General features: G+C 64.3%; 14 protein-coding genes and 1 pseudogene. 12 read left to right on the forward strand and 3 right to left on the reverse strand.

The features are described from left to right. Positions 1-191 precede the first annotated feature (191 nt). The 9 genes from EV283_RS12165 (at position 192) to EV283_RS12205 (ending at position 13,740) form a co-directional block, all read left to right on the forward strand. Positions 192-1,712: a tryptophan halogenase family protein gene (locus EV283_RS12165; protein ID WP_130325680.1), complete on the forward strand. Its 1,521-nt coding sequence runs from the start codon at positions 192-194 to the stop codon at positions 1,710-1,712. Next, a complete protein-coding gene (locus EV283_RS12170) occupies positions 1,709-3,181 on the forward strand; it encodes a tryptophan 7-halogenase (RefSeq protein WP_130325682.1) in 1,473 nt (490 codons plus the stop codon). The genes EV283_RS12165 and EV283_RS12170 overlap by 4 nt, the downstream gene beginning before the upstream one ends. Beyond that, positions 3,178-4,704 carry a tryptophan halogenase family protein gene (locus tag EV283_RS12175; RefSeq protein ID WP_130325684.1) on the forward strand — a complete coding sequence of 509 codons (1,527 nt, stop codon included), beginning with the start codon at positions 3,178-3,180 and terminating at the stop codon, positions 4,702-4,704. The genes EV283_RS12170 and EV283_RS12175 overlap by 4 nt, the downstream gene beginning before the upstream one ends. A gap of 84 nt (positions 4,705-4,788) precedes the next feature. Further along, positions 4,789-7,731, forward strand: coding sequence for a sugar-binding domain-containing protein (locus tag EV283_RS12180; protein ID WP_130325686.1), 2,943 nt, complete (start codon positions 4,789-4,791; stop codon positions 7,729-7,731). Between the two features lie 4 nt (positions 7,732-7,735). Next, positions 7,736-9,703: a glycoside hydrolase family 97 protein gene (locus EV283_RS12185; protein WP_130325688.1), complete on the forward strand. Its 1,968-nt coding sequence runs from the start codon at positions 7,736-7,738 to the stop codon at positions 9,701-9,703. Between the two features lie 7 nt (positions 9,704-9,710). Beyond that, positions 9,711-10,487, forward strand: coding sequence for a GDSL-type esterase/lipase family protein (locus EV283_RS12190; RefSeq protein ID WP_347400217.1), 777 nt, complete (start codon positions 9,711-9,713; stop codon positions 10,485-10,487). Next, entirely contained in the window at positions 10,484-11,944 is a 1,461-nt protein-coding gene (locus EV283_RS12195; RefSeq protein WP_165391776.1) for a carboxylesterase family protein, read from the forward strand. Before EV283_RS12190 ends, EV283_RS12195 begins: the two co-directional genes overlap by 4 nt. Positions 11,945-12,386: 442 nt before the next feature. Beyond that, positions 12,387-12,707: a hypothetical protein gene (locus EV283_RS12200; protein ID WP_130325692.1), complete on the forward strand. Its 321-nt coding sequence runs from the start codon at positions 12,387-12,389 to the stop codon at positions 12,705-12,707. Between the two features lie 229 nt (positions 12,708-12,936). Next, complete coding sequence (locus tag EV283_RS12205) at positions 12,937-13,740, forward strand: hypothetical protein (RefSeq protein WP_130325694.1); 804 nt, start codon at positions 12,937-12,939, stop codon at positions 13,738-13,740. A gap of 496 nt (positions 13,741-14,236) precedes the next feature. On the opposite strand, the gene EV283_RS12210 is transcribed toward EV283_RS12205, so the two are convergent. The 3 genes and pseudogenes from EV283_RS12210 to EV283_RS19615 all read right to left on the reverse strand — a co-directional run. Then, entirely contained in the window at positions 14,237-16,567 is a 2,331-nt protein-coding gene (locus EV283_RS12210) for a hypothetical protein (protein ID WP_130325696.1), read from the reverse strand. A 333-nt stretch (positions 16,568-16,900) separates the two neighbouring features. Continuing rightward, complete coding sequence (locus tag EV283_RS12215) at positions 16,901-17,455, reverse strand: hypothetical protein (protein WP_242615971.1); 555 nt, start codon at positions 17,453-17,455, stop codon at positions 16,901-16,903. A 50-nt stretch (positions 17,456-17,505) separates the two neighbouring features. Continuing rightward, positions 17,506-17,721, reverse strand: a pseudogene (locus EV283_RS19615) (PadR family transcriptional regulator); the annotation flags it as partial. A gap of 404 nt (positions 17,722-18,125) precedes the next feature. On the opposite strand from EV283_RS19615, the gene EV283_RS12225 reads away from it, so the two are divergent. The 3 genes from EV283_RS12225 (at position 18,126) to EV283_RS12235 (ending at position 21,426) form a co-directional block, all read left to right on the forward strand. After that, positions 18,126-19,328, forward strand: coding sequence for a mannanase (locus EV283_RS12225; RefSeq protein ID WP_207223121.1), 1,203 nt, complete (start codon positions 18,126-18,128; stop codon positions 19,326-19,328). A 74-nt stretch (positions 19,329-19,402) separates the two neighbouring features. Beyond that, on the forward strand, positions 19,403-20,335 hold the full coding sequence (locus EV283_RS12230; protein WP_242615939.1) for a glycosyl hydrolase: 933 nt from the start codon (positions 19,403-19,405) through the stop codon (positions 20,333-20,335). Beyond that, positions 20,332-21,426 carry an SGNH/GDSL hydrolase family protein gene (locus EV283_RS12235; protein WP_165391777.1) on the forward strand — a complete coding sequence of 365 codons (1,095 nt, stop codon included), beginning with the start codon at positions 20,332-20,334 and terminating at the stop codon, positions 21,424-21,426. Before EV283_RS12230 ends, EV283_RS12235 begins: the two co-directional genes overlap by 4 nt. Positions 21,427-21,539: the final 113 nt, after the last annotated feature.

A 21,539-nucleotide genomic window follows, 5' to 3' on the forward strand; every position in this document is an offset into this window, starting at 1 on the left:
GATCGACGAACGTCCATCGCCCGTCTTGCCAAGATGTTAGGCAGCAATATTTCGGATCACAAGTTGAATAAGACAATTTGAAATACAGATATGTCGGACACATCCGATGTGTTGCCAAAGTGTAACAGGTTCGGAACGGCCCTAACGATAAGGGGCTGTGCAAAGCGGTGTGGCGCGAGGATGGAGGGCCAATGGATATGCGCAAAACGCGGGTCGTCGTGGTGGGCGGCGGGACGGCTGGGTGGATGACGGCCGCGGCGCTTGTGCGGCTGTTGCCGGTCGCGTGCTCGGTCCATCTGGTCGAGTCGGCGGATATCGGGATCGTCGGGGTCGGTGAGGCAACGCTGCCGCACATCCGTGCCTTCGTCGACCGCCTGGGCCTGGACGAGGCCGATTTCATGCGCGCCACGCATGCGACCTTCAAGCTCGGGATCGACTTCCGCGATTTCGGCGCGATCGGCGACAGCTACATTCACCCGTTCGGCAGTTTCGGCCGACCGCTCGACGATGTCGGCTTCCACCATTACTGGCTCCGCCTTGCCGCGGCAGGCCGCGCCGGGCCGATCGGCGACTATTCGGTCGCGGTCGCCGCCGCCAAGCGCCACCGCTTCGCCATCCCGGATGGCGCGCCCGACGATCTGGCCGCGAGCTTCGGTTATGCCTATCAGTTCGATGCGACGTTGTTCGGCCCCTATCTCCGCCATTTTGCCGAAGCCCACGGCGCGCGCCGGACCGAAGCGCGGATCGTGTCGGTCGACCGGGATCCCCTGAACGGCGACGTCCGCGCGCTCCGCCTGGACTCGGGCGAAGCGGTCGAGGGCGACCTTTTCGTCGATTGTTCGGGGTTCCGCAGCCTGCTGCTCGGCGACGCGATGGCCGAACCCTGGGAAGACTGGTCGCGCTGGCTGCCCTGCGACCGCGCCGTCGCGATGCCCTGCACCTCGCCGGACGGGCCGATCGAGCCTTATACGCGCGCGACCGCGAAACCAGCCGGGTGGCAGTGGCGCATCCCGCTCCAGCACCGCGTTGGCAACGGCTACGTCTATTCGAGCGCGCATATCGCGGACCAAGCCGCAGCCGATGCGCTGGTCGCCTCGGTCGAAGGCACGCCGCTCGCCGATCCGCGAGTCCTCAAATTCCGCGCCGGCCGTCGCCGCAACAGCTGGGTGGGCAACGTCGTCGCGATCGGCCTTGCGTCGGGGTTCCTCGAGCCGCTCGAATCGACGAGCATCTACCTCGCGCAGATGGCGATCACGCAACTGATCGAGCTGTTCCCGCAGAACCTACGCGCTGACGGTATCGCCGCGGCGGACCGGACCGAATTCAACCGCATGGTCGACATGGAATATGACCGCATCCGCGATTTCCTGATCCTGCATTATCACGCGACGACCCGCGACGATTCGGACTTCTGGAACCATGTCCGGACGATGGACGTCCCGGTCACGCTCGCCGACAAGATCGAGCTGTTCCGCCGCGCTGGACGCGTGACGCAGTATAGTGAGGGGCTGTTCCTCGAACCGAGCTGGATCGCGGTCTATCTCGGACAGGGCATCATGCCGCAAGCCTGGGACCAGCGTGCCGACCGTCCGGGCCTAGACGGTCTCGACCGCGCGATCGCCAGCCTGCGCGATCACGTCGCCGCCACGGCAACCGCGATGCCCGACCATGGCACGTTCATCGCACGCCGCAACGCGACGATCGCCGCATGACCGCCCGCCCGCCTATCCGCAGCATCGCGGTGCTCGGCGCCGGGATCGTCGGCCTGTCCGCGGCGATCGCGTTCACGCGCGCGCTGCCCGGGCTCGCGGTGACAGTGATCGAGACCCCGGACGATCCGGCCGCACTGACCGACCGCCTGGCAGGCACGCTGCCTTCGATCGCCGACTTTCATGACCGGATCGGCCTGCGCGAACGCGATCTGCTGGCGGCGGGGGCGACACACCGGCTAGGCACGCGCCTGTCGGACTGGCGTGCCGACGGGGTGCCGTTCGTGCTGGCGCATGGCGAGCGCGGCGGTGCGATCGCGCCGGGTACGTTTCACCAGCATTGGCTGAACGCGCGCCGTTCCGGGAAGACCGCGGCGTTCGATGCGTTTTCGGTACCCGCAACGCTCGCGGCTGCGGACCGGTTCGTCCATCCGTCGGATGATCCGCGCTCGCCGATCTCGGGGTTCGGCTATGCGTGGCGGCTCGACCCGCCGCGCTACCGCGACCTGTTGCGAGCACTTGCCCGGCATATTGGGATCATCCCCGTTCCCGGCGTCTATGCCGGCGTGGAGCGCGGCAGCGACGGGCATATTGCGACGCTCCTGCTTGCCGACGGTCGGCGCGTCGCGGCCGATCTGTACCTCGACTGTTCGGGCCCCGCCGCACCGTTGCGATCGGCGCTGGATACGCAGTGGGACGATTGGCGGCGCTGGCTGCCGGTCGATCGCCTGTTGCTCGGGGCCGCGTCGGCACAGATCGCGACACCGACCGATGACCGGATCGCGGTGCCCGCAGGCTGGCGGTTCGTGCAACCGCTGCGCGACCGGACTCTCGTCGGGCTTGGCTACGCGGCCGATCAGACGTCCGATTCCAGCGCCCGCCGCATATTGCCGGCCGGCGACACGGTCGTTCCGCTTGCACTGGGTGTCCGAGCCGAACCGTGGCGGCATAACGTCCTGGCACTGGGCGATGCCGCGGCCGTGCTTGATCCGCTGGCAGACGCCAATCTCCACCTCGTGCACAGCACCATCCTGCGCGCGATCGACCTATTGCCGGGGCGGGACTGCGCGCCGACCGAACTTGCCGAATTTAACCAACGCAGCCACCGCCAGGCGGCGCGTGTCCGGGATTTTCAGGCGGCGCATTATCTCCCGACCGGACGAACGCGCGGGCCGTTCTGGAAGCGCGTCGCGCGCCTGCCGCGGCCCGACAGCCTGGCGCACACGCTGGAACAGTTCGCGCATCGCGGACGCCTGCCGTTCTACGAGGACGAGAGTTTCGACAAGGACGACTGGCACGGGCTGCTGCTGGGGATCGGCATGATTCCTCGGATCGCCGATCCGATCGCGTCCGCCAGCCCGTCGGAGGCGATCGCAGCGACGCTCCAGCAGCTTGCCGACGCGACTGCGGCGCTGCCGGCGCGCCTTCCCCCCTACCCCGCTTATCTCGCGCGACTGGAGCGTGGCCGATGACCGATCCGAACCCAGGCCCGATCCGCAAGGTCGTCATCGTCGGCGGCGGGACCGCGGGCTGGATGACCGCCGCCGCCGCCGCGCGCTATCTCGACGACGGCCAGCGCCAAATTATCCTGATCGAGTCCGATGCGATAGGCACGGTCGGCGTCGGCGAGGCGACGATCCCGCCAATCCTGGGGTTCAACGCGCTGATCGGCGTCGACGAACGCGAGTTCCTTCGCGCGACCGGCGCCACGTACAAGCTCGGAATAGAATTCGTCGGATGGGACACCGGTGATGACCGGTACATGCACGCGTTCGGCGGGCATGGCCGCGATATCCAGGGCCTCGCCTTCCACCAACTCTGGCTCAAGCTGCGCGATCGTCCGGGTATCGGCGGGATCGACGCCTATGCCCCCTCCGCCGTTGCCGCCTATCTGAACCGGTTCGGCCTGCCCACCGGGCCGCAGACCGCGCCGCTTGCCTATGCCTATCATTTCGACGCGGGGCTCTACGCCGCGTTCCTGCGCCGTCGCGCCGAGGCCGGCGGTGTCACCCGGATCGAAGGACGGATCACCCGCGCCGATCGCGATCCCGACACAGGCCATGTCCGCGCAGTGCGCCTCGATGACGGGAGATCGGTCGACGGCGACCTCTTCATCGACTGTTCGGGATTTCGCAGCCTGCTGCTCGGCGACACGATGGGCGTACCGTTCGAGGACTGGTCGCACTGGCTGCCCTGCGACCGCGCGGTGGCGGTCCCGACCGAGCCAACCGCGCCGCTACTCCCCTATACGCGCGCGACGGCGCGGACCGCCGGCTGGCAGTGGCGGATCCCGCTTCAGCATCGCACCGGCAACGGCCATGTCTATTCCAGCGCGTACATCTCGGACGACGAAGCGACCGCTGTGCTGCTGGCGAACCTCGATTCCAGGCCAACCGCCGAGCCGCGTCAGATCCGCTTCAAGGCGGGGCGCCGGACCAGCATGTGGAAGGGCAACGTCATCGCTCTCGGGCTTGCCGGCGGTTTCCTCGAGCCGCTCGAATCGACCAGCATCCACCTGATCCAGACCGGCATCTCGAAACTCTTCGCGCTGTTCCCCGACCGCGGCTTCTCTGACGTCGAGCGCGACGAATATAACCGGCTGATGGGCGACGCTTATACCTCGGTGCGCGACTTCATCATCCTGCACTATCATGCCACCCGCCGCGACGATTCCGCCTTCTGGCGGCATGTCCGGACGATGCCGATCCCCGACAGCCTGACGCGCAAGATAGCGCTTTTTCGCCAAAAGGGGCGAGTGTTTCGCTACGACGACGAACTGTTCGGGATCTCGAGCTGGGTGCAGGTGCTGCTCGGCCAGAACGTCATCCCGGCCGGCTATGATCCGATCGTCGATGCACTCGATGCGGACCGCGTTGCGGACGCGATTCGCCAGATCCGCGCCGCTACAATACGCAGCGCGCAAACATTGCCCAACCATGCCGACTTTGTCGCCCACCACGGCCCCTTCGATCGGAAAAACGAATTTGCCAAATAATTTGGCTTTTTGGTTTTCTCGTGCTTTTTAAGAGCTCGATCGTGCAGCCCGGCCAGAGATCCGGCTGCCGAAAGGGGATGACTGATGACCGACTGTTCAATCCGCATATTTAGCGCCGCCGCGCTTGCTTCGCTGCTCGCGTCAACGGCAGTCGCCCAGACAGCACCGCCCGCTCCGTTTCCCGCTGGGTATGCCGAGCGCGACCCCATCCGGTCCGAATGGCCGGTGCAGGTCCGCCAGTCGCTCGGCCAGGTCGCTCCGCAGGATCCGGCCACGCTTCCCCGCAGTCGCGCGCCCTTGTCGAAGCCGGTTGCCAAGCCGGCGCTAGCAGGTTCGGCGCTGACGCAGCGGTCACCCGGGCTATGGACCGTCGCCGGCTGGCGGCTCGCCGAAGCCCCCGATGTGAAGGCGGACGGCGCGACGGTATCGCGCGCCGGCTATGACGCGAAGTCATGGTACGTCGCCACCGTGCCGGGCACCGTGCTGACGACACTGGTCGATCGCGGCGTGTATCCCGACCCCGCCTTCGGGCTAAACAACATGGCAATTCCCGAGCGGCTTGCGCGACAGGATTACTGGTATCGCACCGAGATCGACGTTCCGGCCGGCACGCTCGGCAAGCATCTCGAACTGAATTTCAAGGGCGTGAACTACGCCGCCGAGATCTGGCTCAACGGCGCGCTGCTCGGCACGATGAAGGGCGCGTTCATCCGCGGACGGTTCGACGTTACCGGCAAGCTTGCACCGGGGCGCAACGTCATTGCCGTCAAGGTCTCGCCGCCACCGCATCCCGGCATAGCGCACGAGGAGTCGATGACGGCGGGCGTCGGCGAGAATGGTGGCATGCAGATGCTCGACGGTCCCACTTTCGTCGCAACCGAGGGCTGGGACTGGATCCCCTCGATCCGCGACCGCAACACCGGGCTGTGGCAGGGCGTCGATCTGATCGCGACCGGACCGGCGGCGCTGGGGGATGCGCAGGTCGTGACGACCTTGCCGAACGCCGACAACAGCTTGGCCAATGTCGAGATCACCGTTCCGGTCCGTAACCTGACCGACCAGCCGACGACCGCGACTGTCACTGCGACCTTCGATGACGTCACCGTGGCCAAGACGGTCGCGCTAGCCGCCTATGCGAGCGCCAACGTGACGATGGCCCCCACCGAGTTCCCGACGCTGGCGGTGCGCAATCCCAAGCTGTGGTGGCCGAACGGATACGGCGCCCCCGCGTTGCATGACCTGACTCTGACCAGCGTGGTCGGCGGTGCGGTTTCGGACACCAAGACGCTGCGCTTTGGAATGCGGCAGGTGACGTACGAGATCTCGCTGATGGACAAGACCGATACGCTGCGCCGCGTCGGCATCGACCTGTCCAAGGCGCGCGCGCTACATACGCAGATCGTCGACGGCACGCACCAGGGCATCCGCCAGACCGAGAATGGCTGGGCAGCCTCGCTCGTCCCCGGCGCGGAGGCGTCGCCCGCGGTGACGCCGGTCGCGGGTGATGCGGGCCTCGCGCCGTATCTGCTGATCAAGGTCAACGGCGTGCGGATCGCCGCGCGTGGCGGCAATATCGGCATGGACGACTTCATGAAGCGGACCGAGCGCGCGCGCCTGCTCCCGTTCTTCCGGCTGCATCAGGATGCCAACCTCAACATCATCCGCAACTGGGTCGGCCAGAATACCGAAGAGACGTTCTACGATCTCGCCGACGAGCACGGGCTGATGATCCTCAACGACTTCTGGGAATCGACGCAGGACTACAACATCGAGGCACAGGACGTGCCGCTGTTCACCGCCAATGCCGAGGACGTGGTGAAGCGGTTCCGCAACCATCCCTCGATCGTCGTCTGGTTCGGCCGCAACGAGGGCGTGCCGCAGCCGATCCTGAACGAGGCGTTGCAGCAGATCATCAACCGGGAGGACGGTACGCGGCTGTACATGGGCTCGTCGAACCGCGTGAACCTGCAAAACAGCGGGCCGTATAACTGGCGGCCGGAATCGACCTATTTCACCGATCACGCCAAGGGCTTTTCGGTCGAGCTTGGCACGCCCAGTTTCCCGACCCTGGAGGCCTGGACGCGGGCAATCCCAAAGGCTGCCCTGTGGCCGATCGGCGATACATGGGCGTATCACGACTGGCACCAGACCGGGAACGGCGCGGTCAAGACGTACATGGATACGCTGGCGACGCGCTATGGCGCGGGGACCAGCCTGCCCGACTTCGAACGCAAGGCGCAGATGATGGAGTACGACTCCTATCGCGCGATCTTCGAGGGCTTCAACGCCGGGCTGTGGACCACCAACTCCGCAAGGATGCTGTGGATGACGCAGCCGGCTTGGCCATCGTCAGCGTGGCAGATCTTCTCGTCCGACTATGACACGCATGCTGCGTTCTACGGAACGAAGAAGGCCTCGGAGCCGGTCCACGTCCAGATGAACCTGCCCGACCACAAGATCGTCCTGGTCAACAACGGTCCGGCGCTGACGGGCGCTGTCGTCCACGCCAGGGTGACGTCGCTCGACAACCGCGTGCTGACGGACCAGCGCGCGACCGTCAGCGCCGGCGCCGGGCTGGTCGCGGACGCCTTCACACTCGATCTCACGCCGCTGCTGGCGCAGGGCATGGTGCTGGTTTCGCTCGACGTGACCGACGTCGCGGGCAAGACCGTCTCGCAGAACGTTTATTGGCAAGGGGCGGACGATGCCGCCTATGGCGGCATGACGCAGATGGCGAAGGTACGCCTCACATCGACCGCGACCAGCCACCGCGACGGCGACGAGATCGCCACCACGCTCGATCTGACCAATCCGGGCGGCGTCGCCGCGCTGGCGACCAAGCTGACGGTGATGAACGCCGACGGGACGCAGGTCCTGCCGGCGTATTTCACCGACAACTACGTCTCGCTGCTGCCGGGCGCCAAACGCCGAATAGAGATCCGCTACCCGGCCTCCGCGACGAAGGGCAGGACGACGGTGGCGTTGCGCGGCTGGAACGTGATGCCGGCCGCCGTCAAGGTCCGCTGAGCCGATGAAGATCCTCGCCGCCCTGACCTTGCTTGCAGCACCCGCGGTTGCCGCGGCGCAGGATCGCCATCTCCAGTCCCCGAACGGCGCGATCGATGTCACGATCGGCCAGGATTCGGCAACCAGAGGGCCAACCTACGCGATCGCGGTCCACGGCCGTCCGGTGATCGACATGTCCCCGCTCGGCCTCGCGTTCGAGGCGTACAAGAAACTCGGTCCCGAGACTAATGTCACCGGCGCTGTGCGGACCAGCGTCGACACCCGCTATCGGCTGATCGCAGGAAAGACCTCCATCGCGCGCGATCATTATAACGAACTCACGCTGAACCTGACTGAGACCGGCGGCGCGCGGCGGCGGCTCGATATCGTCTTTCGCGTCTATGACGACGGCGTCGCGTTCCGCTACCGGTTGCCCGTCCAGCCCGGCTTCACCGACCTCAGGCTTTCGGGTGAACTGACCGAATTCGCCTTCCCTGCGGACTATCGCTGCTGGGGTCTCAACCTCGGACGATTCGACACCAGCCACGAGGGCGAATACGACCCGGTTCAGGCGTCGCAGGTCCGTCCGCACAACCTATTCGAGATGCCGGTCACCTGTCGCACCGGTGCGGGCGATACGAGCTTCGCAATCACCGACGCCGATCTGCACGACTGTGCAGGCGCGTACTTGACCGGGCGCGAGACCGGGGCGCTCGGCTTCGCCACACGCCTGACGCCGCGGCTCGATGATCCCGGGATCGCTGTTAAGGCCAATGTCCGGACTACCGGCCTCGTTACGCCATGGCGCGTCGTCATGCTCGCCGACACGCCCGGCAAACTGATCGAGTCGACGATCCTGACCAGCCTCAACCCGGCCCCGAAGGGCGACTTCGCATGGGTGAAGCCGGGCAAAACTGCGTGGGACTGGTGGAACGGTCCGACGTTGAGGGCTCTCCCCGGCGGCGCGGGCATGAACGACGCGACGATCAAGGCGTATATCGATTTTGCCGCGGCCAACAGCCTGCCCTACATGCTGATCGACGAGGGCTGGTACATCAACAGCGGCGGCGGGCCTGTGGTCTATCCAGGCGCCGACATCATGACGGTCGTCCCCACGATCGACCTGCCCAGCCTCGTTCGCTATGCCGCAGACCGAAAGGTCGGGCTGTGGCTTTGGGCGAACTGGCGCGTGCTCGATGCGAAGATGGATGCGGCGTTCGCGCACTATGCCGCGATGGGGATCAAGGGTGTCAAGGTCGACTTCATGGACCGCAGCGACCAACAGATCGTCGACTTCTACCAACGCATATTCAGAGCGAGTGCCGCGCATCACCTGATGCTGGACCTACACGGTGCGTATCATCCGACCGGCGCGACGCGGACCTGGCCCCAGTTCCTGACGCAGGAGGGCGTGCTCGGCGCCGAATACAACAAGTGGACGCGGCGGATCACCGCGCGACACAATGTCACGCTGCCATTTACGCGTGGGCTGGCCGGGCCGTACGACTATACACCGGGCGGCTTTCGCAATGCGACGCCCGGGACGTTCCGGATCGAGCCGCAGACGCCGATGGTGCAAACGACGCGCGGCCAGGCGCTGGCGATGTACGTCGTCTTTGACAGCCCGTTCATGGGTGTCTCCGACAGCCCCGACAATTATGCGGGCGCGGTGGGGTTCGACTTCGTGCGTGCGGTGCCTGCAAGTTGGGACGAGACGCGTGTCGTGTCGGGAGCGATCGGCGAGCAAATTGTGACTGCGCGCCGATCGGGCAAGGATTGGTTCGTCGGCGCGATGACCGACGAGACGCCGCGCGTCCTAGACGTGCCGCTCGACTTTCTCGGCCGCGGACGCTTCATCGCCACGATCTGGCAGGACGGCGCGAGCCCGACCGATGTCGTCGCCACCAGTCGTATCGTCACTGCACGCGATACGGTGACGTTGAAGCTTGCAGGATCGGGCGGCGGCGCAATCCGCCTCGTGCCGATCCGATAGAGGAAACATGATGAAACCGAGCCGTCTGTTGCTTGCCGCGCTTACCATTGCCGTGGGATGCCCCGCCTTCGCCGCCGACCCCACGCCCGAGCAGAAGGCGCAATGGGCGAAGGAGGCCGAGGAGCGGCTGCATACCGACTGGGCCTATCTCGGCCGATACCGTGAAGCGAATGCGGCGATGCGTGCGCCCGTCAAAGGCCAACCGCGGATCGTGCTGATCGGCGATTCGATCACGCAAGGTTGGTTCGATCAGGTGCCGGCATTCTTCAAGGGCGGCCGGATCGGTCGCGGGATCGGCGGTCAGACCACGCCCCAGATGCTCGTGCGCTTCCCCGCCGACGTTATCGCGCTCAAGCCCGCAGTCGTGCAGATCATGGCCGGGACCAACGACATCGCGTTCAACACCGGACCGATGACACCGGACGAGAGCAAGGCCAATATCCGCGCGATGACCGAACTGGCACAAGCCAATGGCATCCGCGTCATCCTCGCCTCGATCCCGCCAGCCGATCAGTATCCGTGGCGTCCGGGTCTCGACACGGGCAGCAAGATCGCGGCGATGAATGCGTGGCTCGAGGGCTATGCGGCGGCGACGGGCTCGACCTATGCCGATTACTGGTCCGCGTTGGTCGCGCCCGGTACGCTGGGCATGCGTGAAGGCCTGTCGTCGGATCACGTCCACCCGACGCCGGCGGGCTATGCAGTCATGGCGCCGGTCGCGGAGCGCGCGTTCAAGGCGGCATTGTCGCGTCCAGCGCCGACACGCGTGGCCATTGCCAAGTGATCCTGCTCGCCGCGTTGTTCGCCGCCACCACAGTCGTTCCGACGCAGCAGGGCACCGTGCGCGGCGAAGTCACCGAGGACGGCCGCAACCTGTTCCGCGGCATCCCCTATGCCGCACCGCCCATCGGCCCTCTCCGCTGGAAACCACCACAGCCGATGCGGCGCTGGACGCACGCGCGCGACGCGACCAAATCGGCGGCGTCGTGCCCGCAGGTCGATCGCGGCTGGAACACGCAGGCGGCAAGCTTCGCCAGCGAGGACTGCCTGTACCTCGAAGTCGCGACGCCGGATCTCAAGCCAGGCAAGCCGCTGCCGGTGATGGTCTGGATCCATGGCGGCTCCAACTATGCGGGGGGCGGTTCAGGAACGATCCAGTCCGGAATGGTACGCAAGGGCGTGGTGCTCGTCAGCATCCAGTACCGGCTTGGCGCGCTCGGCTTTCTCTCGCACCCGGCACTGACCCGCGAAGGCGGCGGCGCATCAGGCAATTACGGACTGATGGACCAGCAGGCGGCGTTGCGCTGGGTGCGCGCCAACATCGCGGTCTTTGGCGGCGATCCCGCCAACGTCACGCTCTTCGGCGAGAGCGCCGGGGCGATGGATGTCGGCCTGCACCTGCTCAGCGCCGGATCGCGCGGGCTGTTCGCTAAGGCAATCGAGGAGAGCGGCACACCGGGCTTCGGCACGCCACCCCGCAGCCTCGTAGAGAACGAACGCCTTGGCATGGCGATCGCGGCCAAGGCAGGCATCGCGCAGACGGCTGCGGCGCTGCGCGCACTCCCCGTCGCCACGCTGATCGCCGCGAGCGAGGCGATCGACGTACCTGGTCTCGCCGACAAGAGCTTCATCTGGCTTCAGGCGATCGTCGACGGCCGCTTTCTCACCGAAACCCCCGCGACTATTTTGGCAAAAGGCGGCAACCCCGCCCCGCTGATCATCGGCAGCAACGCGAGAGAGCTGACGCTCCACGGCGGCATATCGCGTGCCGACGAAGCAATCGCGGACGCGTTTGGTAGCAACGCTGCGCTCGCGCGGAAAGCGTACGGGGTGAATGCGACTCCGGTGGCCGATCCGCGATTGGGCGATCTCGGCCTGATTTTGTCGAACGACATAAACTTCCGCTGCCCGGTGACGGTGGTTTCCGCTGCTCGGGCACGCGCTGGCCAGCCAGTGTGGCAATATCAGTTCGACTATACCGCCCCCGACGCCAAGCCCGTGACCCACGGCAGCGAGATCCGCTACGTGATGCAAAGCGCTCAGGATCTTGAAGCCGGCGCGCCGCCGATGCAGGCTTATTGGCTGGCCTTCGCGCGCACCGGCGCACCCAGCGCAGCAGGGCTTCCAAACTGGAAGCGCTACGACCTGGCGACGAAAACCTATCTCGGCTTCGTGAGCAGAGGCCCGCAACCCGGCACCAACCTGCGAGCGGAAGTGTGCGATTTAAGGAGCGCGCCATAAAAGCCCGATCATGCGATGTTCGACTGATCCGCCCCATGTTCTTGCTCTAAGGCGGGGGCTCGGTCGGAAGTCCTGCAGTCGCCGCGAAACAAGACTTCACACGCTTTACCGACCGACACAGAGCATGTGTGGGTCACGCTGCCGGTACGAGATCGGCGGGGGCGACGGGGAAGACCCAGAAGCGGACGCTCAAAGCGTCGGTTCAGCTCCCGACTCCGGCCGCTTGTTCCCGTCCACGGCCAGAGTGACGTTAGGACGCCGAGCCCCTCCCTCTGACCGCCAGGCTTTCTCCAAAGGGATCGATTCCGAGAACGCCGATGCCTTTTAAGCCGCAGTTCCCAAATGGACGCGCGCAGTTGGATCCATCCAGTTGGGATCACTTCCCTTTATACGGGAACATTGAGAAGGTGGTCGCGACAATAATTGACGGAGGGAGCGCAGAATGGAAAGTAGCCGTCAGTTAGAAAACATCGGTATCGCAATCGCGCCGATGCTCGTTGGTTCTGTGTCCGAAATAAGGGTCGTGGCGGAAGTCCATGACGATTGGATACAGAGGCGCTATGATATCGTGCATAACGGCACGCTCGTTGAAGGGGTGGAAGGCGAGAGATCCGTGAACCGATCCGTCAATGATGCTCTATCCGCCCTCAGACGGGACATGCTCGAAGAGGGTCAGGTAGACTGGCATCATTGCTCTTATGTCTTAAGATGTGACGGAACCTTCAAAATTGTGATCGATCGTAGCAGGCCGCCGAGCGCGTGAGTGTTGGCGACTAGTGGTCTATGGAGGATCAGCTAACGGTCTCCTATCGGAAATCTGCTAACTACCATTCTCCGCCATTCCCGTAAGAGCGTACTGGAGCGAGAAACTGGGCGGCTTTTCAAAACTTTCTCGGCAGGCGACGGTTGCGGTTTTCCCTTTGGGAGGATTTCACAGAAAAGAGCACCGCTCGTTCGAGCGGAACGGTCAGATAATACATGGAACCGGAACATTGCCATACGCCTCGGACTCCCTCGGCAACGCCTTTACTCGGAACTTCCAGGAAGAGGACGGTCTGATCTACTTCGCTCCGCCAGGTTCCCGCGAGCGCATCGCGGTGCCGCGGTCTGACTTCGACAGCGCCGTATCAAACCAGCAGTTGATCGCAAAAGCCGCAAAGACGACAAGTTTTGCTGTTTGGGGCGTGGCTTGCCTGACCGTGGCCTGGGAGTTTCTGTTCGGGGGACTTGGGATTTGGGCCTACTATGCCGTCATTCCAGCGTTCATCGTCGCGTTTGTGCTCAACTTTCTCGCGGTGCGCATCCCTATGCGACCGTTCGTCAGTCGATATCGCGATCATCTCCGGCACGACCTAGGCTGGCGTCCCAAACAACGGCGCATCCCTCAGGTGGCCCTGCTGCCGACCATCTTCCTCGTCATCGGCCTCGTCTCGGGAGGGATTGTGCTGGATCGCAACGCGAGGAGGCTCCAAGTGATAGATAAAGGCGAAATCGTGCTGGCGACGGTCAGCCGTTCGGACGGGCGCGCCAAGGGCAAATGTCTAGTCGAATACCAGTTTGAGAGACTTGACATAGTATTCAATGGTTCTGTGGTCGGCTGCGATGCGATGCGGAAGTTTCCTGTCGGGTCACGGATACCAGTCCGCTTCCTGGCGAGCGATCCTCATCAGTTCGTCGCGGCGGGCGAAGGGCCATGGCCGGGCTTCTGGCTGTTCTCCGTTATAGAGGTTGTCGGCGGCGCAGTAATCCTCGCGCTCCTGGTTGCAGATTCAGGTCGACTGATGCGCTCCAAATAATAAAATCATCGGACGGAAGGTATCTAGGCTCATGCGAATGAACCGAGAGTAAAGGCGATCATGTGAAAGTTTTCTAACGCGTTACTACCGACACAGCCAAGTTCTGACTCGAGGCAGACTTGACTTATTGACTCGATTTTCGTCGCCAGCAGCATGTTCGCTGCTCTCAAACAACGCACCTCGGTTGATCTTTCGGTTATGCTTCGAAATGGTTGAAAGAATTGGGCGAGCCCCTGGCCAAAGCGGACGTCTGACCGAACCCGCTTTGACCCAATAGATAACATTCGAGCCCCCTGTCCCACTGCCCCGAAAGCGAACAATGGTTTAGGCTCGAGTCATGCTCCAGATCGGATATGTTTCTGAGACCAGGCGGGAGGACACTGTCCCGGTTTTCGGCGCCGTCCCAAGGGTAAGCAGTACAACGCGCATCAGCGCTGCGTGCCAGTCCAGCGAGACTGACCACGCCAAGCTGCGTGTTGAGCAGCCGTCATCGCCATCAAAACAGTTTGCGGAGCGACAGCACGACGCTGCGTCCGAGCGCGTCAAGCAAATCCGGCTGATAGCGGTAGGGAACGACGCCGTTTGCGTCGCGTACGCGCTGGCGCGAATCGGTTATATTGACGACTTCAAGCTTCAAACCGAGCTGCCGGGTCCAGTTCTGGCGTAAAAGGAAATGATGGATGCTAAGCGAGCCTGTGACGTTGATCTTGCACAAGGGCGCAAATTTTAAGGAGGTTGGGGCGCTCCCCCCACGAACGGTCGCCCCGCCGGTGCAGTAGAAGTCGAAAGTGCCGCCATTGCCGAGGTAGCTGAGGCCCCCATAGCCATAGCCGGCAAGGCGCTGCGTGGTACCGCCCGACAGCGTATCGCCCTCCAGCAGATCGAGCGTCGGCGAGCCCGGCCTGAGCTCGACCCGGTCGACGAAGCGGACCGTGGGGCCGATACCGCCATAAAAGGTCGGGCGGTCGGGCGGGCGCCCGCCCGGTGTCGTCGCTGGCCTAGCGCGACCGAGCTGGCCGTTGGCGGCAAGCGTGACGTTCAGCGTCCGTTTCCGCTCCCGGAAGATATTGATCGGCCGGAATGCCACGGACACCAGTGCGCCGTTGCCGTCTCGCGCGAATAGGTTAGGCAGCGCCGCCTGCGCGGCTGGCGTGATTGCAAAGATGGTCTGGATCCCGTCGCGTATGTCGGTTGTCTCGTAGCTCGCACCGATCCGCAACTCGCTTTTGGCAAAAGGCTTCACGGTCACGCCGATCGAGCGCGTTTGGCGATGCTCGGCGGACAGCGCGGGGTTGCCGCCCACAAACACCGTGACCAGCGTCGAACGGCCGGTTCCGAAGTCGAACAGCGGAACCTGAGGCGCCGAGATCTGCGGGGCGGCGAGCTGATCGAGAGTCGGCGCTGGGGCAGACCGCTTGATCTGCGCCAACAGCTGGAGACCCGCGAACGGCGCCCAGTTGGCGCCCAGCGTCGAGTCCGACAGATCGCCAAACCCGCCGACGTGACGGACCGTGGCAGAGACGCTGGCCGACAGCTCGCCAACCCATGGCAGCACGTTCTCGCGCCGCGACGCGATCGGCAGGTCGAACGCGACCGCCCCCTCGATCCGGCTTCGATCGAACGCCGCCGCAGACGGGGTGGCACCGCGCGTCCTGCTGTCCGTGCCGACCTGCCCGCCCTCAACCGTGGCCGTCAGCGTAATGCGGCCGGCTGGGAGGCGCAGCGGGCGGTTGGTCGCGACGAATTTTGTGCCGGCACCATAGGTTGATTGGACCGTTCGATCGACCAGACGAATGGCAAGCAGTGCGTCATCGAACGGTTGAAACGGGTCGGAACCCGCGGCAATCGCCGCAGTGACCGCCGTGGTGTCGATCGCCTTGCCGACGATGCCGGCCTTGTATTGCGTATCAAGCGTGCCGGTCCAGTCCCATTGCCACCCCCGCCACGCACCGCGCACCACGCTGCCAGCGTGCAGCGTGGTGATATCGGTGCGCTGCCTAAGCGGCGGTACCTCGACGAGGTAGCGCTGGAGCAGAACATCGCGGCTGAACGGCGAAAACGGATTATCGCCAGGAATGACCAAGGCAGCGCTCGCCGGGCCAAACACGGTACGCTCGCGACTGTGATCCGCCGTCAGCGTCAACGAGCCCGACAGCCCGCGCCCGATCCGGTTGGCGAGCACCGCCTCGCCGTGCAAGGTGTCGTTCGACGGCGCCAGCGTATGCAGCGGCGACAGGTCGAACAGCCGCGGCCGATTAGCAGCCGCCACGAAGCTGCCAAGGTTGGCCGAACCAACCTGCAGAGGCGCGTTCGGCACAGTGACGATCGTCACGAACTGCCCCGCAAGGGCGGGTAAGGCGGGATCGATCTCGCCCCCCGGCAGCGTTCCGGTGATATTGCCGTGTGCATCAAACGGCACGTCCGGATCCGGCAGGACGCGACGCCGTGTCTGCAACAGCGCATCACTATGCCGCGCGTCCAGCGACAGCGTCAGGCGACCGTTGCCCTGCAGGCGCGTATAATCGATATGCGCGTTCGCAGTGTCGGCACCGCCGCGCGTCGACGTGCCGACGGCCTGCTTCAACGACAGCTGGCGAAACCGGCGCTTGGTGGTGAAGTTGACGATACGCCGGGTCGGCGGATAGCCATATTGAAGCGCGACCGGCTCGGGAAACACCTCGACCTTTTCGATCGCTTCCGGCGGCAGGTTGCCGATCTCCTGGTATCCCGACACGCGTTGCGCGTTGAGCAGGAAGATCGGATCCTGTCCGTCCCCCGATTGGATCACGCCGCGGATCGTGCGCAGCAACTCGGCGATCGAGGTCACGCCGGTGGCAGTTATTACCCCGGCATCGAGCGTCGCCAGCGGCTGGATCGCAGTGTCGACCTGACCTCGTTTGCCGACGATGACGATATCGGGATGGGCTTCCGACGCTTCAGATCGATCTTGTAATGGCCCGGTTTCGGCTTCGGCTGTGGCCGGTACAGTCGAAGGCCGCCCAGACTGGGAAATGGCCGCCGCCGACCAGCACAACAAAAACGTTGCGGCGGTTATGCGAGTAGCCCTTATAGTATCCCGATGCATACTCGTAGGCGACGGCATGGTTTGCTACCTTTTGCGTGCCGACGGAAGCAACCGTGTCGATCGGACTGCCTTTAGCTAGTCTTGATAGTGTGCTGTCGCCGTCTCCCAGTCCAGTCGCAAATGCCATTGCATCAGCATTAGGACTACGACATGCTGGGCGACGAAACCCGGGATCGGCAAGATCATCCGGGTTTCATCGAAACCGAGCAGCCCGACGACCATCATCAGCGTCAACGTCGCTGCCCCGGCAAAGCGCTCGATCGCTGCAACACGCACCCAATTACGATCCAGTATGGACCACGCGATGCGAACACTCATGCTGGCCAGCAAGAACACGACCATCGACAGCGACGACGCCGCAGCCCGGTTGCCGTCGTCGAGAAGGGTCGACGGCGCGCCGCCAACAGCCAGAATACCGACGACATTGCCCTGCGCGAAATCGAGATACGGAAAGCCGACGATCGCGCCGACGGCCAGCGGGAGGATCAGGCCGACCACCAGCAAATATCTCGCCAGCGCCAAACGCCCGTCCGGGTCCGCCAGTCTTGCGCGCCAAGCTGCCAGCAGACAGCCCAACGCAAACGGCAGCGGCTCGCCGTCGGCGATCGACGCTTCGAATTCGCCCCGCATCGCAAGCCCCCATTCGCGACGACGATCACCCAAACACACGTCAGCCGGTAGGCATGACGCGGAGGTCGTCCCGCCTGCAAGGGTTCGCGCCATGCCGCGTCCAGTAACCCTTGCTCCGTCATACGCATGAGCAGCGGATAGAGCGTACCGGACAGGACACCGGTATCCTTCATCAGATCATACGCGTGTCGCCATTCCGCTGGGTGGTCGGACATCGCGGCCAACAGCACCAGCATCTGTTTCGAAGGACGACGGTCACGGGACATTACAGATATTCAGCATATGTAGATTTAGTAGTGAAGCCGGTAGTTGGTCGCTGCGAGACGCTGGCGTCGCAAGGACCCGTTCGGTCAACCACTCAGTTACGCCGGTCATTCCGGACCTCGCTTTGGCCGACGGAATTCATCCGGTGAGTACATTCCGCGGTGGCGCGGAGCCTGGCGCAATCCTAAGGTCGTTCCGACACGGACCGATGCGATCGGTCGCGGAAAAATAGGCGTAACAGGGGGATGGCATGGCGGTAATCGACAGGCGCGCAGCGTTGCTCGCGGGTGTGGCTCTTGTCGCCGCCTGCACGAATACGGCGCATCTTCCGATCAACAGGCTTGGTAGCCGTTCGGAGCCTTCATCGTTCGTTACGGTCCACGGGCACGGTTTCGAGCGCAACGGCATGCCGTATCGCTACGTCGGCGCGAATATCTGGTACGGTGCGTGGCTTGGCGCGGACACCGCCTATGGTGATCGTGCACGACTTGCGCGCGAGCTGGACCGATTGAAAGCGCTCGGCGTGCGCAACCTGCGCATCCTGGGCTCGGCCGAGATGTCGCCGCTTAAGAACTCGATCACGCCGGGGTTCCGCGACAGGACCGCGACCTACAACGAGGATCTGCTCAAGGGCCTCGACTGGACGCTCGCCGAGATGGCGAAGCGCGACATGACCGGGGTCATCTACCTGACCAACTTTTGGGAATGGTCAGGTGGAATGATGACGTATCTGTCGTGGGTCAATGGCGGCAGGTTCATCAACATGAACGACCCCGCACACCCCTGGCCCGAGTTCGCCGATTGGAACGCGGCGTTCTATACCAACGGCCAGGCGCAGACGATGTACCGCGATTATATTCGCGCGGTCGTCACGCGCACGAACAGCGTCACGGGCGTCTCCAATGCCGCCGATCCGACCATCATGGCGTGGCAACTGGCAAACGAACCGCGCCCCGCGGGCGGTGACAAGGCTGCCATTCCCAATCTTCCGAACTTCTATCGCTGGATCGACGAGACCGCCCGCTATATCAAGACGCTCGATCCCAATCACCTCGTCTCGACTGGCTCGGAAGGGCTGAAGGGCTCGATCGAACGCGAGGACGTCGTACTCGCCGCGCATCGCTCGCCGTCGATAGACTACCTCACAACGCATATCTGGCCGAACAACTGGACCTGGATGGATTCGGGGAACCTCGCCGGTACCTATGACGCCGGCGCGGCGAAGGTGGCGGACTATATCGACACGCATATCCGGCTTGCGACAATGCTGGGCAAGCCGCTGGTGATCGAGGAGTTCGGTTATCCGCGCGACGGCAGGACCGCCTACGACCCCACCATCACAACCGTCTACAAGGACCGCTTCTACCGTCAGATATATGCGGCGATCGAAGCAAACGCGAAGGCCGGTGGACCGCTCGTGGGCTCGAACTTCTGGGCGTGGAACGGCGAAGCGCGCACGCCGCATGCCGATCACCGCTTCCAGCGCGGCGACCTCGGATACATGGGCGACCCGCCGCACGAACCGCAGGGCTGGTACGGCGTGTTCGACAGTGACGCCGCCACGCAATCCGTGATCCGCGCGCACGCCGCCGTGATGGCAGGACTCTGATGCTCAACCGACGCGAGACGCTCGGTATGACGGCGGCGATAGGCTTGATGCAAGGCATACCGTCACTGGCAACGGTGCCGGACCGTACCCTGAGCAACGCGAATGCCTCGCCGACTGCGCGAAAGCTTTATACGTATCTGTGGGGCCAGTATGGTCGCAAGACACTGACCGGCCAGCAGGAACAGGGATCCGCGCCGCCCAACCCGCGCGGTGAACTCGATTACCTCCAGCGGGTCACGGGCAAGCTCCCCGCTATCCTCGGGCTCGACTATATCGACCCGCGAGATAACGATGCGGTGAACGACCGGGCGACTGCTTGGGCGCGCTCGGGCGGCATCGTCACCTTATGCTGGCATTGGGGGGCACCCGATATCGGCACTGGCTACGAGAATTCGAAGAAGGATTTCGACGTCGCGGCCGCGCTCAAACCCGGTACGCCGCAGAACAGTGCGATGATGCGCGACATGACGGAGGTCGCGCGCCTGCTTGCCATTCTTCAGGACCGCGGCGTGGCGGTGTTGTGGCGCCCGTTTCACGAGTTCAGCGGCGACTGGTTCTGGTGGGGCAAGCACGGCCCCGATGCGTTCAAATCGCTCTGGGCGCTGATGTACAACCAGTTCACGCGCGTCCACCGCCTGGACAACCTCATCTGGGTGCTCGGCTGGGCGGGCCAGAACGTCGACCCCGCCTGGTATCCCGGGGACGCAACGGTCGATGTCGCCGGCGCGGATATCTACGCTAACGACCACGGCAATCTCGCAGCCATGTTCGCGCAGGTGAAGGCGATCGTCGGCGACACGGTTCCAGTTTGCCTGCACGAGAACGGCCCAGTCCCCGATCCGGCATTGCTCGGCCCCACCGCAGACTGGCTCTGGTTCATGACGTGGCACACGCGCTGGCTGACCGGTACCGACCTGAACACGGCGGACCAGCTACACCGTGACTACGCATCAAAACGCTATGTCACCAGGGACGAACTCCCCGCATGGTTGAAGGTGAAGGCATGAAAGCGATCCTCGGGCTGTTTGCCACGGCCCTCCTGTCGACGTCGGCGATCGCCGCTTCGCCAACGTTGACACCGACCACCGCGAAAGCCGGTGCGGCCCTCCCGGTCCATATCGGCGGACGCGTCGAGCGGGTCGCGGAAGGGTATAGGCGCCAATGGCCGGGCACGTATTTCGAGTCGGCGTTCCGCGGCCCAAGCGCGCTGCTGAAGATCGGCCAGGGCGACATCATCCTGCATGTGTCGGTCGATGGCGCCCCAGTCGCCAAACTCGTCAAGCCCCAGCCGGGGCTCTATCGCGTCGCCGGTTTCCCCAACGGTCGCCACACGATCCGCGTTGACGTCGCCAGCGAAAGCCAGTCCGCGCCCACCGTCTTCGGCGGCTTCTACGCAGCCCCCGGGACACGCCCCCTCCCCGCGCCGATCCGCGCCCGCCAAATCGAATTTATCGGCGACTCGCACACTGTCGGCTACGGCAATATTTCGACCCGGCGCGACTGCACGCAAGACGAAGTCTGGGCGAGCACTGACACCGCCCAAGCCATGCCCGCTCTGACCGCCCGCCGCTATGGCGCGGACTATCAGGTCAACGCGATCTCCGGCCGCGGCATCGTCCGCAACTATGACGGCATGGCCGCCGATACCGTCCCGACCGCTTACCCGTTCACGCTGTTGGACAAGGCTAAGAGCTATGCCGACCCCGCCTGGCAACCCCGCCTGTTTGTGATCGCGCTCGGGACCAACGACTTCACCACGCCACTCCACCCCGGCGAGCCATGGAAAACGCGCGACGCACTGCACGCCGATTACGAGCAGCATTATGTTGATTTCGTCAAACGCCTGCGCGAGCATGCCCCGAACGCGCACGTCGTCCTGTGGGCCACCGATATGGCCAACGGCGAAATCGCATCCGAAGTCGGCAAGGTCGCTTCGCGCCTCAAAGCCGAAGGCGAACGCAACATAGGCTTCATTCCCGTCGCCGGCATCGCCTTCACCGGCTGTCACGCCCACCCGTCGACCTCGGACGACGCCCGGATTACTATCGCGCTATCAACCTATATCGACGCGCACCCGGAGATATGGACACAGAAATAGCCAAACGATCTGCACGTCGTAGCGCTAAGCCGGTAGCAGGGCTTCCGAGGCACGGATGACGCCTACCGCCCCGGGGGAGAGTACGTTGTAGGCCAAGTTTCCACGTTAACGGT

Source organism: Sphingomonas sp. BK036 (assembly GCF_004216825.1).
Classification (GTDB): Bacteria; Pseudomonadota; Alphaproteobacteria; order Sphingomonadales; family Sphingomonadaceae; genus Sphingomonas.

What these genes read in the sequence shown, in the direction of transcription:
- EV283_RS12165 (WP_130325680.1), top strand. Translation starts at nt 192, where the DNA reads ATGGATATGCGCAAAACGCGGGTCGTCGTGGTGGGCGGCGGGACGGCT.
- EV283_RS12170 (WP_130325682.1), top strand. Translation starts at nt 1,709, where the DNA reads ATGACCGCCCGCCCGCCTATCCGCAGCATCGCGGTGCTCGGCGCCGGG.
- EV283_RS12175 (WP_130325684.1), top strand. Translation starts at nt 3,178, where the DNA reads ATGACCGATCCGAACCCAGGCCCGATCCGCAAGGTCGTCATCGTCGGC.
- EV283_RS12180 (WP_130325686.1), top strand. Translation starts at nt 4,789, where the DNA reads ATGACCGACTGTTCAATCCGCATATTTAGCGCCGCCGCGCTTGCTTCG.
- EV283_RS12185 (WP_130325688.1), top strand. Translation starts at nt 7,736, where the DNA reads ATGAAGATCCTCGCCGCCCTGACCTTGCTTGCAGCACCCGCGGTTGCC.
- EV283_RS12190 (WP_347400217.1), top strand. Translation starts at nt 9,711, where the DNA reads ATGATGAAACCGAGCCGTCTGTTGCTTGCCGCGCTTACCATTGCCGTG.
- EV283_RS12200 (WP_130325692.1), top strand. Translation starts at nt 12,387, where the DNA reads ATGGAAAGTAGCCGTCAGTTAGAAAACATCGGTATCGCAATCGCGCCG.
- EV283_RS12215 (WP_242615971.1), bottom strand. Translation starts at nt 17,455, where the DNA reads ATGCGGGGCGAATTCGAAGCGTCGATCGCCGACGGCGAGCCGCTGCCG.
- EV283_RS12225 (WP_207223121.1), top strand. Translation starts at nt 18,126, where the DNA reads ATGCCGTATCGCTACGTCGGCGCGAATATCTGGTACGGTGCGTGGCTT.
- EV283_RS12235 (WP_165391777.1), top strand. Translation starts at nt 20,332, where the DNA reads ATGAAAGCGATCCTCGGGCTGTTTGCCACGGCCCTCCTGTCGACGTCG.